16 protein-coding genes are annotated in these 13,624 nt (G+C 73.8%); 4 read left to right on the plus strand and 12 right to left on the minus strand.

Annotated elements, in window-relative coordinates; translation table 11 throughout:
- Positions 1 to 50: 50 nt before the first annotated feature.
- Genes hisF through hisD form a run of 8 tightly spaced genes read right to left on the minus strand, consistent with a single transcriptional unit; the run spans position 51 to position 5,797 of the window.
- Entirely contained in the window at positions 51 to 821 is a 771-nt protein-coding gene (gene hisF / locus ABZ956_RS09950) for an imidazole glycerol phosphate synthase subunit HisF (protein ID WP_361889703.1), read from the minus strand.
- On the minus strand, positions 818 to 1,222 hold the full coding sequence (locus ABZ956_RS09955) for a RidA family protein (RefSeq protein ID WP_361889706.1): 405 nt from the start codon (positions 1,220 to 1,222) through the stop codon (positions 818 to 820). Before ABZ956_RS09955 ends, hisF begins: the two co-directional genes overlap by 4 nt.
- Positions 1,219 to 1,944 (minus strand): bifunctional 1-(5-phosphoribosyl)-5-((5-phosphoribosylamino)methylideneamino)imidazole-4-carboxamide isomerase/phosphoribosylanthranilate isomerase PriA, encoded by a 726-nt coding sequence (priA, locus tag ABZ956_RS09960; protein WP_361889709.1) that lies wholly within the window; start codon positions 1,942 to 1,944, stop codon positions 1,219 to 1,221. Before priA ends, ABZ956_RS09955 begins: the two co-directional genes overlap by 4 nt.
- Entirely contained in the window at positions 1,944 to 2,600 is a 657-nt protein-coding gene (gene hisH, locus ABZ956_RS09965) for an imidazole glycerol phosphate synthase subunit HisH (RefSeq protein WP_361889712.1), read from the minus strand. Before hisH ends, priA begins: the two co-directional genes overlap by 1 nt.
- Positions 2,597 to 2,764: a hypothetical protein gene (locus tag ABZ956_RS09970; protein ID WP_361889715.1), complete on the minus strand. Its 168-nt coding sequence runs from the start codon at positions 2,762 to 2,764 to the stop codon at positions 2,597 to 2,599. The genes hisH and ABZ956_RS09970 overlap by 4 nt, the downstream gene beginning before the upstream one ends.
- On the minus strand, positions 2,761 to 3,354 hold the full coding sequence (gene hisB, locus ABZ956_RS09975) for an imidazoleglycerol-phosphate dehydratase HisB (RefSeq protein WP_361889717.1): 594 nt from the start codon (positions 3,352 to 3,354) through the stop codon (positions 2,761 to 2,763). The genes ABZ956_RS09970 and hisB overlap by 4 nt, the downstream gene beginning before the upstream one ends.
- The gene (locus tag ABZ956_RS09980) at positions 3,351 to 4,457 is read right to left on the minus strand and encodes a histidinol-phosphate transaminase (RefSeq protein WP_361890481.1); all 1,107 of its coding nucleotides are present in this window, start codon (positions 4,455 to 4,457) and stop codon (positions 3,351 to 3,353) included. Before ABZ956_RS09980 ends, hisB begins: the two co-directional genes overlap by 4 nt.
- Positions 4,458 to 4,471: 14 nt before the next feature.
- Entirely contained in the window at positions 4,472 to 5,797 is a 1,326-nt protein-coding gene (hisD, locus tag ABZ956_RS09985; protein ID WP_361889720.1) for a histidinol dehydrogenase, read from the minus strand.
- A gap of 199 nt (positions 5,798 to 5,996) precedes the next feature.
- Here hisD and ABZ956_RS09990 point away from each other — a divergent pair, with 199 nt between their 5' ends.
- From ABZ956_RS09990 to ybaK, 3 genes are all read left to right on the plus strand, one after another.
- Positions 5,997 to 7,604 (plus strand): oxidoreductase, encoded by a 1,608-nt coding sequence (locus tag ABZ956_RS09990; RefSeq protein ID WP_361889723.1) that lies wholly within the window; start codon positions 5,997 to 5,999, stop codon positions 7,602 to 7,604.
- A gap of 87 nt (positions 7,605 to 7,691) precedes the next feature.
- Positions 7,692 to 8,426, plus strand: coding sequence for an LON peptidase substrate-binding domain-containing protein (locus tag ABZ956_RS09995; protein WP_361889726.1), 735 nt, complete (start codon positions 7,692 to 7,694; stop codon positions 8,424 to 8,426).
- 11 nt (positions 8,427 to 8,437) lie between these two features.
- A complete protein-coding gene (gene ybaK, locus ABZ956_RS10000; protein ID WP_361889729.1) occupies positions 8,438 to 8,944 on the plus strand; it encodes a Cys-tRNA(Pro) deacylase in 507 nt (168 codons plus the stop codon).
- A gap of 172 nt (positions 8,945 to 9,116) precedes the next feature.
- Here the strand turns inward: ybaK and ABZ956_RS10005 are convergent, their stop codons facing one another.
- From ABZ956_RS10005 to ABZ956_RS10020, 4 genes are all read right to left on the minus strand, one after another.
- The gene (locus tag ABZ956_RS10005) at positions 9,117 to 9,818 is read right to left on the minus strand and encodes a hypothetical protein (protein ID WP_361889732.1); all 702 of its coding nucleotides are present in this window, start codon (positions 9,816 to 9,818) and stop codon (positions 9,117 to 9,119) included.
- A gap of 59 nt (positions 9,819 to 9,877) precedes the next feature.
- Positions 9,878 to 10,678 (minus strand): ABC transporter permease, encoded by an 801-nt coding sequence (locus ABZ956_RS10010; RefSeq protein WP_361890483.1) that lies wholly within the window; start codon positions 10,676 to 10,678, stop codon positions 9,878 to 9,880.
- A 79-nt stretch (positions 10,679 to 10,757) separates the two neighbouring features.
- Positions 10,758 to 11,732 carry an ABC transporter ATP-binding protein gene (locus ABZ956_RS10015; protein WP_361890485.1) on the minus strand — a complete coding sequence of 325 codons (975 nt, stop codon included), beginning with the start codon at positions 11,730 to 11,732 and terminating at the stop codon, positions 10,758 to 10,760.
- A 159-nt stretch (positions 11,733 to 11,891) separates the two neighbouring features.
- A complete protein-coding gene (locus ABZ956_RS10020) occupies positions 11,892 to 13,190 on the minus strand; it encodes an NYN domain-containing protein (protein WP_361889735.1) in 1,299 nt (432 codons plus the stop codon).
- 251 nt (positions 13,191 to 13,441) lie between these two features.
- Between ABZ956_RS10020 and ABZ956_RS10025 the strand changes: the two genes are divergently transcribed.
- Positions 13,442 to 13,612 carry a hypothetical protein gene (locus tag ABZ956_RS10025; protein WP_361889738.1) on the plus strand — a complete coding sequence of 57 codons (171 nt, stop codon included), beginning with the start codon at positions 13,442 to 13,444 and terminating at the stop codon, positions 13,610 to 13,612.
- Positions 13,613 to 13,624: the final 12 nt, after the last annotated feature.

Raw genomic sequence — 13,624 nt, forward strand, 5'->3', positions numbered from 1 at the left:
CAGCCGGACGGGCTCGGCGTGAGCCCGTCCGGGAGGCCGCCGGCGGACCGCTAGCGGACCGGGTGGCCCGCCTCGCGCAGGGCGTTCTTCACGTCCGGGATGCGCAGGTCGCCGAAGTGGAAGACCGAGGCGGCCAGCACCGCGTCCGCGCCCGCCTCGACGGCCGGGGCGAAGTGCTCGAGGCGGCCCGCGCCACCGCTGGCGATGACCGGGACCGTCACATGGCGGCGCACGGCCTTGATCATTTCCGTGTCGTAGCCGTCCTTGGTGCCGTCGGCGTCCATGGAGTTCAGCAGGATCTCGCCGGCGCCGAGCTCGGCGGCCCGGTGGGCCCACTCCACGGCGTCCATGCCGGTGCCGCGCCGCCCGCCGTGCGTGGTGACCTCGAAGGAGCCGGTCGAGCCGTTGCGGGTAGGTGCCCGCCGGGCGTCGACCGACAGCACCAGCACCTGGCGGCCGAACCGCTCCGCGATCTCCTTGATCAGTTCGGGCCGCTCGATCGCGGCGGTGTTGACGCCGACCTTGTCGGCGCCGGCGCGCAGCAGCTTGTCGACGTCGTCGGCGGTGCGCACGCCGCCGCCCACGGTCAGCGGGATGAAGACCTGCTCGGCGGTGCGGCGCACCACGTCGTAGGTGGTCTCGCGGTTGCCGGAGGAGGCGGTGATGTCGAGGAAGGTCAGCTCGTCGGCGCCCTCCCGGCCGTAGACCGCGGCCATTTCGACGGGGTCGCCCGCGTCGCGCAGGTTCTGGAAATTGACGCCCTTGACGACGCGGCCGTTGTCCACGTCCAGACAGGGGATGACTCGGACGGCGAGGGTCACGCCGGTTCTCCTTGGAAGGCTTCTACTTCAACTTCCACCAGGACGCGCGAGTCGACGAAGCCGGAGACCACGACCAGGGTCGCGGCGGGCCGGACCGTGTCGAAGAGCTCCTTGTGGGCGCGGCCGACCGCGTCCACGTCCCGCGCGTGGGTGATGTACATCCGGGTGCGGATGACGGACTCGGGTCCGAGGCCGAAGCGCTTGAGCGCGTCGAGCGCGTTGCCGAAGGCGGCCAGCGTCTGCTCGTACGGATCGCCTTCGCCGTGCAGGACGCCGCCGACCAGCGGCATGGTCCCGGCGACGAGCACCCGGTCCCCCGCCGCCACGGCACGTGCGAAGCCGATCGACTCCTCCCAGGAGCTGTCTGTCTGCACGCGCCGCGGGGCTGGGGTTTTGGTCATACGGACACTGCCTCCAGGGCCTCTTCCAAGGTGAACGCCTTGGCGTAGAGGGCCTTGCCGACGATGGCGCCTTCGACGCCCTCCGGTACCAGGGTGGCAAGCGCACGCAGATCGTCAAGAGAGGAGACGCCTCCGGAGGCGACGACCGGCTTGTCGGTGGCCGCGCAGACGTTCTTCAGCAGCTCCAGGTTGGGGCCCTGGAGCGTGCCGTCCTTGGCGATGTCGGTGACGACGTAGCGGGCGCAGCCCTCGGAGTCCAGGCGGGCGAGGGTCTCGTAGAGGTCGCCGCCGTCGCGGGTCCAGCCGCGGCCGCGCAGGGTGGTGCCGCGTACGTCCAGGCCGACCGCGACGCGGTCGCCGTACTCGGCGATGACCTTGGCGACCCACTCGGGGGTCTCCAGGGCGGCGGTGCCGAGGTTGACGCGGGTGCAGCCGGTGGCGAGGGCGGCGGCCAGGGAGGCGTCGTCGCGGATGCCGCCGGACAGCTCGACCTTGATGTCCATCGAACGGACGACCTCGGCGACCTGCGCCCGGTTGTCGCCGGTGCCGAAGGCGGCGTCGAGGTCGACCAGGTGCAGCCACTCGGCGCCGGCGCGCTGCCAGGCCTGGGCGGCGGCCAGCGGGTCGCCGTAGGAGGTCTCGGAACCGGACTCGCCGTGCACCAGGCGGACGGCCTGGCCGTCGCGGACGTCGACGGCGGGCAGGAGTTCAAGCTTCGGCATCAGAGCGTCTCGATCCAGTTGGTCAGCAGCGTCGCGCCGGCGTCGCCGGACTTCTCGGGGTGGAACTGGGTGGCCCACAGGGGGCCGTTCTCCACGGCGGCGACGAACGGCTCGCCGTGCGTGGCCCAGGTGACCTTCGGCGCGCGGATGTTGGCGTTGGTGACCTCGAGGTTCCACTCGCGCACCGCGTAGGAGTGCACGAAGTAGTACCGGGTGTCCGCGTCCAGGCCGGCGAAGAGCTGCGAGCCCTCGGCCGGGGTGACGGTGTTCCAGCCCATGTGCGGGACGACGGGGGCCTTGAGGGGCTCGACCACGCCGGGCCACTCGTCGAGGCCCTCGGTCTCGACGCCGTGCTCGATGCCGCGCTCGAAGAGGATCTGCATGCCGACGCAGATGCCCATGACGGGGCGGCCGCCGGACAGCCGGCGCCCGATGATCCAGTCGCCGCGGGCGGAGCGCAGGCCCTTCATGCAGGCCTCGAAGGCGCCGACGCCGGGGACGAGCAGCCCGTCGGCGTTCATGGCCTTGTCGTAGTCGCGGGTGATCTCGACGTCGGCGCCGACGTGGGCCAGGGCGCGCTCGGCGGAGCGGACGTTGCCGAAGCCGTAGTCGAAGACGACGACCTTCTTCGCGGTCTTCGTGACGGGGGCGGTCATGACCACAGCCCTTCGATGCGCAGCACACCGGCGGTCAGGCACATGGCCGCGCCGATGCCGAGCAGGACGATCAGGCCCTTGGGCATGCCCTGCTTGAGGAAGGAGATGATGCCGCCGAGGAGGAACAGTCCGACGACGATGAGGACGGTCGACAGGCCGCTCACAGGGCACCCTTCGTGGACGGGAGGATTCCGGCGGCGCGCGGGTCGCGCTCGCAGGCGTAGCGCAGGGCCCGGGCCAGCGCCTTGAACTGGCACTCCACGATGTGGTGGGCGTTGCGCCCGTACGGGACGTGGACGTGCAGCGCGATCTGGGCCTGCGCGACGAAGGACTCCAGGATGTGCCGGGTCATCGTCGTGTCGTACGCGCCGATCATCGGCGCCATGTTCTCGGGCTCGCTGTGCACGAGGTACGGGCGGCCGGAGAGGTCGACGGTGACCTGGGCGAGGGACTCGTCCAGGGGGACCGTGCAGTTGCCGAAGCGGTAGATGCCCACCTTGTCGCCGAGGGCCTGCCGGAAGGCGGCGCCCAGCGCGAGGGCGGTGTCCTCGATGGTGTGGTGGGTGTCGATGTGCAGGTCGCCGTCGGTCTTGACCGTGAGGTCGAAGAGGCCGTGGCGGCCGAGCTGGTCGAGCATGTGGTCGTAGAAGCCGACCCCGGTCGACACATCGACCTGTCCGGTGCCGTCGAGGTCTATCTCGACGAGGACGGACGTCTCTTTCGTGGTGCGTTCGACGCGACCCACTCGAGTCATTGGTTGTTCTCCTTGCGAAGGGCGCGTACGGCGTCCAGGAACGCGTCGTTCTCCTCGGGGGTGCCCGCGGTCACCCGCAGCCACCCGGGCACCGCGTTGTCCCGTACCAGGACGCCGTGGTCGAGGAGGGCCTGCCAGGCGGTGTGGCTGTCCTCGAAGCGTCCGAACTGGACGAAGTTGGCGTCCGAGTCGGTCACCTCGCAGCCGATGGCGCGCAGCTCGGTGACGATGCGGTCGCGCTCGGCCTTGAGCTGTTCGACGTAGCCGAGGAGCGTGTCCGTGTGTTCCAGGGCGGCGAGCGCCGTGGCCTGGGTGACGGCCGAGAGGTGGTACGGCAGGCGCACCAGCTGGACGGCGCCGACCACGGCGGGGTCCGCGGCGAGGTAGCCCAGGCGCAGCCCGGCCGCGCCGAAGGCCTTGGACATGGTGCGGGAGACGACGAGGTGGGGGCGGCCCTCGATGAGGGGCAGCAGCGAGGGGTGGTGGCTGAACTCGCCGTATGCCTCGTCGACGACCACCATCGACGGCTTGGCCGCCTGCGCGGCCTCGTACAGCCGCAGGACGGTTTGGGCGTCGACGGCCGTGCCCGTGGGGTTGTTGGGCGAGCAGACGAAGACGACGTCGGGCCGGTGCTCGGCGATGGCCCGCTCGGCCGCGTCGACGTCGATGGTGAAGTCCTCGCGGCGCGGGCCGGGGATCCAGCCGGTGCCGGTGCCGCGGGAGATCAGGGCGTGCATCGAGTACGAGGGCTCGAAGCCCATGGCGGTGCGGCCGGGGCCGCCGAAGGTCTGCAGCAGCTGCTGGATGACCTCGTTGGAGCCGTTGGCGGCCCAGACGTTCGCCGTGCCGACCTCATGGCCCGCGGTGCGGGTGAGGTACGCGGCGAGCTCGGTGCGCAGCTCGACCGCGTCCCGGTCGGGGTAGCGGTTGAGGTGCCGGGCGGCCTCGGCCACGCGCTCGGCGATGCGGGCGACGAGGGGCTCGGGCAGGGGGTAGGGGTTCTCGTTGGTGTTCAGGCGTACGGGCACGTCCAGCTGGGGGGCGCCGTACGGGGACTTGCCGCGTAGTTCGTCCCGGATGGGGAGCTCGTCCCAGGGGGACACAGAGGGGTTGCCGGTCACTTGCTCTGTGGCACCTTCCAGTCGAACCTCGCCTTGACCGCCGCGCCGTGCGCGGGCAGGTCCTCGGCCTCGGCGAGCGTCACCACGTGCGCGGCGATCTCGGCCAGGGCGTCGCGGGTGTAGTCCACGACGTGGATGCCGCGCAGGAAGGACTGCACCGAGAGCCCGGAGGAGTGGCAGGCGCAGCCGCCGGTGGGCAGCACGTGGTTGGAGCCGGCGGCGTAGTCGCCGAGGGACACCGGGGAGTAGGGGCCGACGAAGACCGCGCCGGCGTTGCGCACCCGGGCGGCGACCCGGGCGGCGTCCTCGGTCTGGATCTCGAGGTGTTCGGCGCCGTAGGCGTTGACGACCTCGAGGCCCTGCTCGATGCCGTCGACGAGGACGATGCCGGACTGGCGCCCGCTCAGGGCGGGCAGGACGCGGTCCTCGACGTGCTTGGTGGCGGCCACCTGGGCGGCCAGTTCCTTCTCGACCGCGTCCGCGAGGTCCTCGGAGTCGGTGACGAGCACCGAGGCGGCCAGCGGGTCGTGCTCGGCCTGGCTGATCAGGTCGGCGGCGACGTGCGCCGGGTCGGCGGTGCGGTCGGCGAGGACGGCGATCTCGGTCGGGCCGGCCTCGGCGTCGATGCCGATGCGGCCCTTGAGCAGCCGCTTGGCGGCGGCGACCCAGATGTTGCCGGGGCCGGTGACCATGGTGGCCGGGCGGCACTCGTCGGTGCCGTAGGCGAACATGGCGACGGCCTGGGCCCCGCCCGCCGCGTACACCTCGTCGACGCCCAGCAGCGCGCAGGCGGCCAGGATGGTGGGGTGCGGCAGGCCGCCGAAGTCGGCCTGGGGCGGCGAGGCGACGGCCATGGAGCCGACGCCGGCCTCCTGGGCCGGCACCACGTTCATGATCACGGACGAGGGGTAGACGGACCGCCCGCCGGGCACGTAGAGCCCGACGCGGTCGACGGGCACCCAGCGCTCGGTGACGGTGCCGCCGGGCACGACCTGGACGGTGTGGTCGGTGCGGCGCTGCTCGCGGTGGACGAGCCGGGCGCGGCGGATGGACTCCTCCAGCGCGGCCCGTACGGCCGGGTCCAGCTCCTCAAGGGCACGGGTGATCGCCTCGGCGGGCACCCGGACCCGCTCGATGCGCACGCCGTCGAACCGTTCCGCGTAGTCGATCAGGGCCGCGGTGCCGCGATGATGCACGTCGTCGCAGATGGGCCGCACCTTCTCGAGGGCGGCCGCGACGTCGAGCTCGGCACGGGGCAGCAGATCGCGGTCGACGCCTTCGGAGGGGAAGGCGGCGCCGCGCAGATCGATTCGGGAGATCACGCGGTCAATTGTCTCAGACCCGTCCCGTCACACGGCTTCGCGTACCACTTGGTGATACGCGCCGGAAGTGTTGATCTTTTTCTGACCGAGGACGGACAATCACTCCTCACCGCCGGTGTTCAACCGGTCACCCGGCGGGAATGGGCCTCCTACCCGGGGCGAGACGGGGCGGGGACCCAAGGCAGGAGGGGGGGGAACCATGAGCGAGCCGGCCGACGGCGAGCCGCCCACCGGGCTGGAGCTCACCGCCGTCGAACGGGACATGTGGCAGGCGTTCCGCAACGGCGCCACCCTCGACCTGCGCAGCCGCGCCTCCCTCGAGCACGACGACCCCGCCGGCCCGCACGTGTGGGGCCCCGAGCGCAGTGTGCGCGCCCGCGTCGTCGCCCTCCTGCTGCTCCACGGGCCCGCGGCCCACCCCGGGCGTGTCGCCGCGCTCAAGCTCAACGGCGTACGGGTCACCGGCACGCTCGACGTCGCCGGCGGGACCGTCGTGCCGTACGTCGAGCTGCACAACTGCCGCTTCGACGAGCAGCTGCTGCTGCCGGAGAGCAGCTTCACCACCCTGCGCCTGGTCGGCTGCGCCATGCCCCGTCTGGAGGGCGCGCGGATCCGCACCGAGGGCGACCTGCACCTGCCCCGCTGCGTGATCCCGCACGGCATACGGCTGACCGACGCGCACATAGGCACCGACCTGCTGCTCAACCAGCTGGTGGTGCGGCGCGACCGGCGCGGGCTGTCCATAGCCGCCGACGGGATGACGGTCGGGCAGGACCTGCAGGCGGAGATGATGCGCTCGCACGGCGAGCTGAGCATGCGCGGCGCGACGATCGGGGCCTCGCTGAGCCTGCGCGGCTCCACGCTCAACAACCCTTACGGGCGGCGCGCCCTGAACGCCCCGCAGCTGACGGTGGAGCGCACCCTGTACCTCACGGCGGCCGGCATCGGCGGCCACCGCTACGGCGGCGGCGCCACTCCCCCGTACGGCATCACCCTCAACACGCCCGAGCAGGCCACGCGGCTGCGGCGCTTCGAGTGCCTGGGCGGGGCCCGGCTGGACGACGGGCGGTTCGGCGACGCGGTGGACCTCAGCCAGGCCCGGTTCGTGATGGAGGCCGACCAGGAGCTCTCGCTGCGCCGCGTCCAGACGCCCGAGCTGCGCTTCCTGGGCGAGAAGCAGCAGCGCGGACGGGTGGTCCTCTCGGGCGCCCGGGTGGCCAACCTGATCGACCGCTACGACAGCTGGCCGGGCCCGGGCGGCCTGGTGATGGCCGGCTTCTTCTACGAGCACCTGATCCCGCTCGGCCACTTCCCGCTCGCCCTGCGCCTGGACTGGGTCGCGGCGGCCACCCCGGAGTACGCCCCGGAGCCGTACGAACGGCTGGCGGGCGCCCTGCGCGCCAGCGGTGAGGACGCGGACGCGCGGGCGGTGCTGCTCGCCAAGCAGCGGCGCCGGCGCGAGACCCTGCCGCCGGCCGGCAAGGCGTGGGGGTATCTCCAGGACTGGACTGTGGCCTACGGCTACCGGCCGGGGCGGGCCGCGGTGTGGATGGCGGTGCTGTGGGCCCTGGGGGCGCTGTACTTCTCCTACCGCCCGGTGCCGCCCCTCAAGAAGGGCGAGGGCCCCCAGTGGGACGCCGCCCTGTACACCCTGGACCTGCTGCTGCCGGTCATCGACCTGGGCCAGGGCACCGCCTGGCGGCCCGGCGGCGGCACCCAGTGGGTCGTCGCGGCGCTGACGCTGCTGGGCTGGATCCTCGCCACGACGGTGGCGGCGGGCGCCTCCCGGCTGCTGCGCCGGCAGTGATCGTCTCGCCGCGGAAGGGCCACGGCGGCTGCGCCGGAAGAGAAATCCCCCCGAGGACCGGCAGCCCGCCCATTAGGCTTACCGGCCGTGACCACCGCGCGCCTTCCCCTCTTCCCGCTGAACACGGTGCTGTTCCCCGGCCTCGTGCTCCCGCTGAGCGTCTTCGAGCAGCGCTACCGCGCGCTGATGCGGGACCTGGCGAAGCGGCCCGAGGACGAGCGGCGGTTCGCGGTGGTCGCCATCCGCGACGGCCACGAGGTGGCGCCCAGCGCGCCGGGCCTGCCCGACGAGGAGCGCCCGGAGCCCGGGCCCGCCTCCGGGTTCGGCGCCGACCCGCTGAAGTCCTTCCACACCGTCGGCTGTGTCGCGGACGCGGCCACCATCCGCGAGCGCCCGGACGGTACGTACGAGGTACTGGCCACCGGCACGACACGCTTCCGGCTGCTGTCCGTCGACGCCTCCGGCCCGTATCTGACGGGCGAGGTGGAGACCCTTCCGGAGCGGCAGGGCGAGGGCGCCGGGGCGCTCGCCTCGGGGGTCGTCCGGGCGTTCAGGGCGTACCAGAAGCGGCTGGCGGGGGCGAACGAGGCGTCGCTGGCGGGCCGGGCGGACCTGCCCGGCGAGCCGCAGGTGCTGTCGTATCTCGTCGCGGCGGCGGCGGTGCTGGAGACCCCGGTCAAACAGCGGCTGCTGCAGGCCGCCGACACCGCGTCCCGGCTCTCGGAGGAGCTGAGGCTGCTGCGCGCCGAGACCGCGGTGATCAGTAAGCTCCCGTCGCTGCCGGCCGTCGAGCTCACCCGGCGGCCCACCAGCCCCAACTGAGGGATCCGGCCTTGACCAAGAAGCCGAAGAAACAGCAGCAGGCGTCGGGGGCGACCCCCGCGATCGTCGCCCTGGAGAAGGCGGGCACCGCCTTCTCGGTGCACGCCTACGACCACGATCCGGCCGCGGCCTCCTACGGCGAGGAGGCCGCCGAGGCGCTGGGCGTCGAGCCGGGGAGGGTCTTCAAGACGCTGGTGGCCGACGTGGACGGCGCGCTGACCGTGGCCGTCGTGCCGGTCTCCGGCTCGCTCGACCTCAAGGCCCTGGCGGCGGCCGTCGGCGGCAAGCGGGCGGCGATGGCCGATCCGGCCGCCGCCGAGCGCACCACGGGGTACGTACGGGGCGGGATCTCCCCCCTGGGTCAGCGCAAGCGGCTGCCGACGGCACTGGACGCCTCCGCGCGCTCGCACACCACGATCTGCGTCTCCGCCGGGCGCCGCGGCCTGGAGGTCGAGCTCTCCCCCGCCGACCTGGCGCTTTTGACGGGAGCGGTGATCGCCCCGATCGCCCGCGGCTGACCGTTGGCCCGCGCCCGGGCTGGACTGATGCCGCTCCCTTCGCTACGACCGAGGGGCGGGCCGCCGTGCGTGCGCCCCGCACAGGGAGGGACGCCCATGTCGAAGCGCACCCGCAAGCGCCGCTGGCGGCTGAAGAAGGGCCGCGCCAACCACGGCCGCAGGCCGGCGTAGCCTAGCCCCGGCCGGACTCCGGCGGCGCCTCCGGCCCGGGGCCGGCGGCAGGTCCGGAGGCGGCCCCGGGTACGGCCCACGGCAGGACCGGCTCGGGGTCGCGCGGCCCGAACAGGGCCATGAGGCCCAGGTGTACGGCCATCGCCGACAGCGGCCACGCCAGCAGCATGCCCTTGGCGGCCAGCTTCAGCGGGGCGTCGAAGACCACGCCCTTGCCCACCGCCCGGGCGTGCCCGGCCACGTCGGAGGACGGGCCCAGCCAGACGCCCATCCGCCAGCCGATCACCGAGGCCAGCAGGGAGCCGGCCGCGAGGCCCACCACGAGGGCGATGCCGCCGGCCCGGCGGAAGAGGAAGACCGCCGCCGCGCTGACCGCGCCGAACGCCAGGCCCAGCAGCGCGAACCAGCCGTCCGCGCCGATGGCCTGCTCGCCCTCGGTGTTCTTCAGGTAGACGGCCTTGCCGTCGGAGATCAGCGGCACGCGCGGCGCCAGCCACACCCACAGCAGTCCCAGCAGGACGCCTGCCACCATGACGGCCGCCGTGACGATCGCGGCGTCCCGCAGCTCGAGGCGGGTCTCCTCGGCCCGGGCCAGGGCCGCCTCGTCCCGCGTTGCCTCCGGCTGCGGGCCCGGCGAGGGCACGGCGTCGGTGGGGACGGGGTCGGAGGAGGAGCCGTCGTGCGGCGTCAGCGGTGCGGTCACCTTGCCATCGTGCCAGGCCGGGGCGCAGGCCCGGGCGCCAGGAGGGTCACTGCGGCGCGTCACCGCACGGCCGCCCGGCGGTAGGCCCAGGTGGCCACGGCCAGCGACACCACGCCGACGGCCGCGCACACCCCCAGGTCCGCCGCCACCAGCAGCCAGTCGGGGTGCGCGTCGAAGCTGCGGGCCAGCGCCTCCACGCCGTAGGTGGACGGCAGCAGGTCACGGGCGTAGCCGATCGGCGCGGGCATGCGGTCGGCCGGCAGCACGCCCAGCAGCAGCGCCGCCGACATGCCCAGCTGGCCGCAGAGCGTCGCCAGTTCCTGGCGCGGCGCGAGCAGTCCGAGGGCGGCGCCGAGCCCGGCCAGGGCCGCGCCGGACAGCGGGACCACCGCGGCCAGCACCCACAGGTGCACCATCGACAGCTTGAACAGCACGCTGCCGACCACCGCCGTCACCAGCGTGCCGGGCGCGGTGAAGGAGGCGTACGCCCCCGCCGCTCCCAGCACGACGGCCGCGGGCGGCACCGGGAGCGTCGCGTAGTGGTCGAGGCCGCCGCTGGCGCGCAGCTGGCCGAAGTACTGGGCGAGCAGGTTCAGCGCGACGAAGGCGACGACCAGCACGCTGGAGCCGGCCACGACCGCCCGTGCCTCGTCGCCGCCGTCGACGACACCGCGCATGAGGATCATGATGCCGACGGACTGGAACGTCGCCACGAACAGCAGCGGGATCCGCGCGACGCGGGCCCGCGAGAGCTGCGCGCGGTAGACCGCCGCCAGCGCCGGCAGCAGCCGCGCCCGGGGGGCCAGCGGTGCGGCCCCCTCGCTGTCGGGCCACGACTCGGCTCCGCCCTGCGCCCGGATCTTCCCGGGGACCGCCTCTGCGGATACGGCACTCACGCGGCACAGCTCCTGTTCGGTCGGACCTTCACGCCGGCGCCCCTCATGCCTTGACCAGTCCCTGCGCGCGGCCGCCGCCCAGCGCCAGATAGACGTCCTCCAGGCTCGGCGTGGCGAGCGTGAAGTCGTCGAGCGCGGCGAACGCGGGCCCCCCGGTCACGGCGGCGACGGCGGCGCGAGCCTCGGCGGGGGCGAGCCGCAGCGACCAGCGGCGGCCCGTCTCGTGGGCGGCGTCGCGCAGCGCGGCGACCTCGGGGACGTCCAGCGGCGGTTCGTCGCGCCAGACGAGGTCGACCCGTACTTCGTCCCCGACGAGCTCCTTGAGCCCGGCCGGGGTGTCACAGGCGATGATCCGCCCGTGTTCGAGCACCGCGACCCGGTCCAGCACGGTCTCGGCCTCGATGACGTTGTGGGTGACCAGCAGCACCGTGGTGCCGCGCTCGGCGCGCCGGCGGTCCACGGCGGCCCACACGGCCCGGCGGGCCACGGGGTCCATGCCGGTGGTCGGCTCGTCCAGGACGAGCAGGGGCCGCTCGCCGACCAGGGCGGCGGCGAAGCAGGCGAGGCGGCGCTGGCCGCCGGAGAGCTTCTTCAGCGGGCGGCCGGCGAGGGCGGTGAGCCCGAGTTCGTCGAGGACGGCGTCGCGCTCGGCGCGGGCGGCACGCAGGTCGAGGCCGCGCAGCCGGCCGGTGGTCTCGGCGGCCAGGGACACGGTCAGCTCGTCCAGCGCGCTCGACTCCTGGCCGAGGTAGCCGACGAGGCGGGCGGCGCGCTCGGGGTGGCGCACGAGGTCGTGGCCGAGGAGCTCGACGCTGCCTTCGTCCGGCCGCAGCAGGCCCGTGAGCTGGCGCACGAGTGTGGTCTTGCCGGCTCCGTTGGGGCCCAGCAGGCCGAAGATCTCACCGCGCCGGACCTCGAGGTCGATGCGGTCGCTGGCCCGCACGGCGGCGGCGCCGGGCGTACCGCGCCGGCCGCGTGCGGCGGGGTAGGTCTTGACGAGGCCGCGCACGGCGCACACCACGCCGCCCGATCGCCCCGGGGACCCCCGCTCCGCCTGTTTCGCGCCCATCCTCACGAGCTATGAGGGTACGCGCCCCGGCGCCCGCGGCTTGCTCCGGGGGCCTCCTGCGCCCGCCGGTGGCGCCGCCCGCCGGGCACCCCCTCGCCGCGCACCGGCTCAGTCCCCGGCGGGAGCGTGTTCCGCCGCGGTGCGGGCGTCGATCTCGCGCCAGAAGCCGGCGCGGATCGCATAGCGGTCGTGCTCGTCGATCTGGTCGTCCTTGTGGGCGAGGAGACCGAAGCGGGCGGCGTAGCGCAGCAGCTCGCCGTCGATGCGGTGCGGGATGCGCGGGTACTCGGTGGACAGGTGCTGGAGGTGGATGGAGTCGGTGATGCGCTCGGTCCAGCGGCGGGCGAAGACCTGGCCGACCTCGAAGGGGTCGCCGCCGACGGTGGTGATGTCCTCCTCGCGGTCGGCCCATCGCTGTTCGGCGCTGGTGAGCTGGGCGAGCATGGGCAGGGAGGCGGTTTCGGGAGGCTCCCCGAGGCCGTTGCCGGCGCCGCGCTCGACCCAGCCCTTGTCGGAGGACCAGCGCAGCGTCGCGCTGGGGGTCGCGCCCTGCCCGGCGGTGGACTGGGCGGCGGCCGGCTGGGGGGAGCCGGCGGCGGGGCCGCGGCCCAGGCCGGCGAGGTCCTTGGGGGTGGGCACGCCCCGCCCGGCGGAGGTGTCGGTGGCGCGCTCGGCGGAGGTGCAGGGGGTGCTGGCGGCGGCCGCGGGCCGGGTGCCGTTGCGCTCGGGGGCCGGGCGGGCGTCCGCAGGGCGGCTCGCCGCGGCGGCGGCAGCGGCCGCGGTCTCGGGCAGCGGCGCGGAGAGGATCGCGGCGATCTCGGGCCGGGTGGCGGGCTGGGGGGCGCAGATGCCGTTCAGTTCCTTGGCCCGTACCGCCCGGGTGATCCAGGTGCGGTCCAGGACGCGTCGCTCGTCGGCCTCGGCGACGAGGTCCTCGGACTGGTTGTAGTCGCCGTCGGCGGCCTGGACGGCCCACAGGTGGACGGCGACGCCGTGTTCCTTGGCGGACATCAGGCCCGGGAGCAGGTCGCCGTCGCCGGTGACGAGCACGATGTCGGAGGCGGCGCGGTTGCGGGCGAGCTCGGTGAGCTCGGCGTGCATGGCCGCGTCGACGCCCTTCTGGGCCCAGCGTCCGTCGCTGCGGGTCAGGGCGCCGAGCCGGACGGTGACGCGGGACATCACGCGCAGCCGGCGGTGCTCGGGCTGGGGTACGCGGTCGGGGGCGCCGTCGAACCAGTAGATGCGCAGCAGCGGCCGCTGGGTGTCGGCCTCGGCGCGTTCGCGCAGACCTTGGATGAGGGTCGCGTGGTCGACGGTGATGCGGGACCGGGCGGGCTCCCCGGCCAGCAGGCTCGCGGCGGCGCCCAGCAGATACCCGGCGTCCACCAGGACGACGCAGCGGTCCACGTTCCACCCTCTTTCCGTGAGTTCAGAAGTGCGGCCCCCCGGCACAGGCGTGCCCCGGTCTCCTTTGGCTTTCCCAGGAGTCTGCCCGACCGCGCGGGGGTTATCAGTCCGAACTGGATCTTCGGCGTGGCGGATACGGGCCACGGCCGATAAGTACCCCTGTCACCCACGGTAATTACCCGAAATGCACGTTTGGCCGGTGCGTGGGAGGGTGGGCCGAGGGGGTCATCCCGATGTGGAGGCACTTCAGCATGGCCAAGAACAAGAACCGGAAGCAGCCACAGTCGTCGAGCGCTGCCGAGCGCGGGCAGCAGCAGGCCAAGAGCCGCTCGATGGAGCAGCAGACGGAGCAGCGGCAGTCCCAGGTCACCCCTGCCGACGTCGCGCACAAGGGCCGCCAGAAGCGGTTCGGCCACAACTGACCGGCGCTTAGG

The organism is Streptomyces sp. NPDC046261, from assembly GCF_040646235.1.
In the GTDB taxonomy this organism is placed as follows: domain Bacteria; phylum Actinomycetota; class Actinomycetes; order Streptomycetales; family Streptomycetaceae; genus Streptomyces.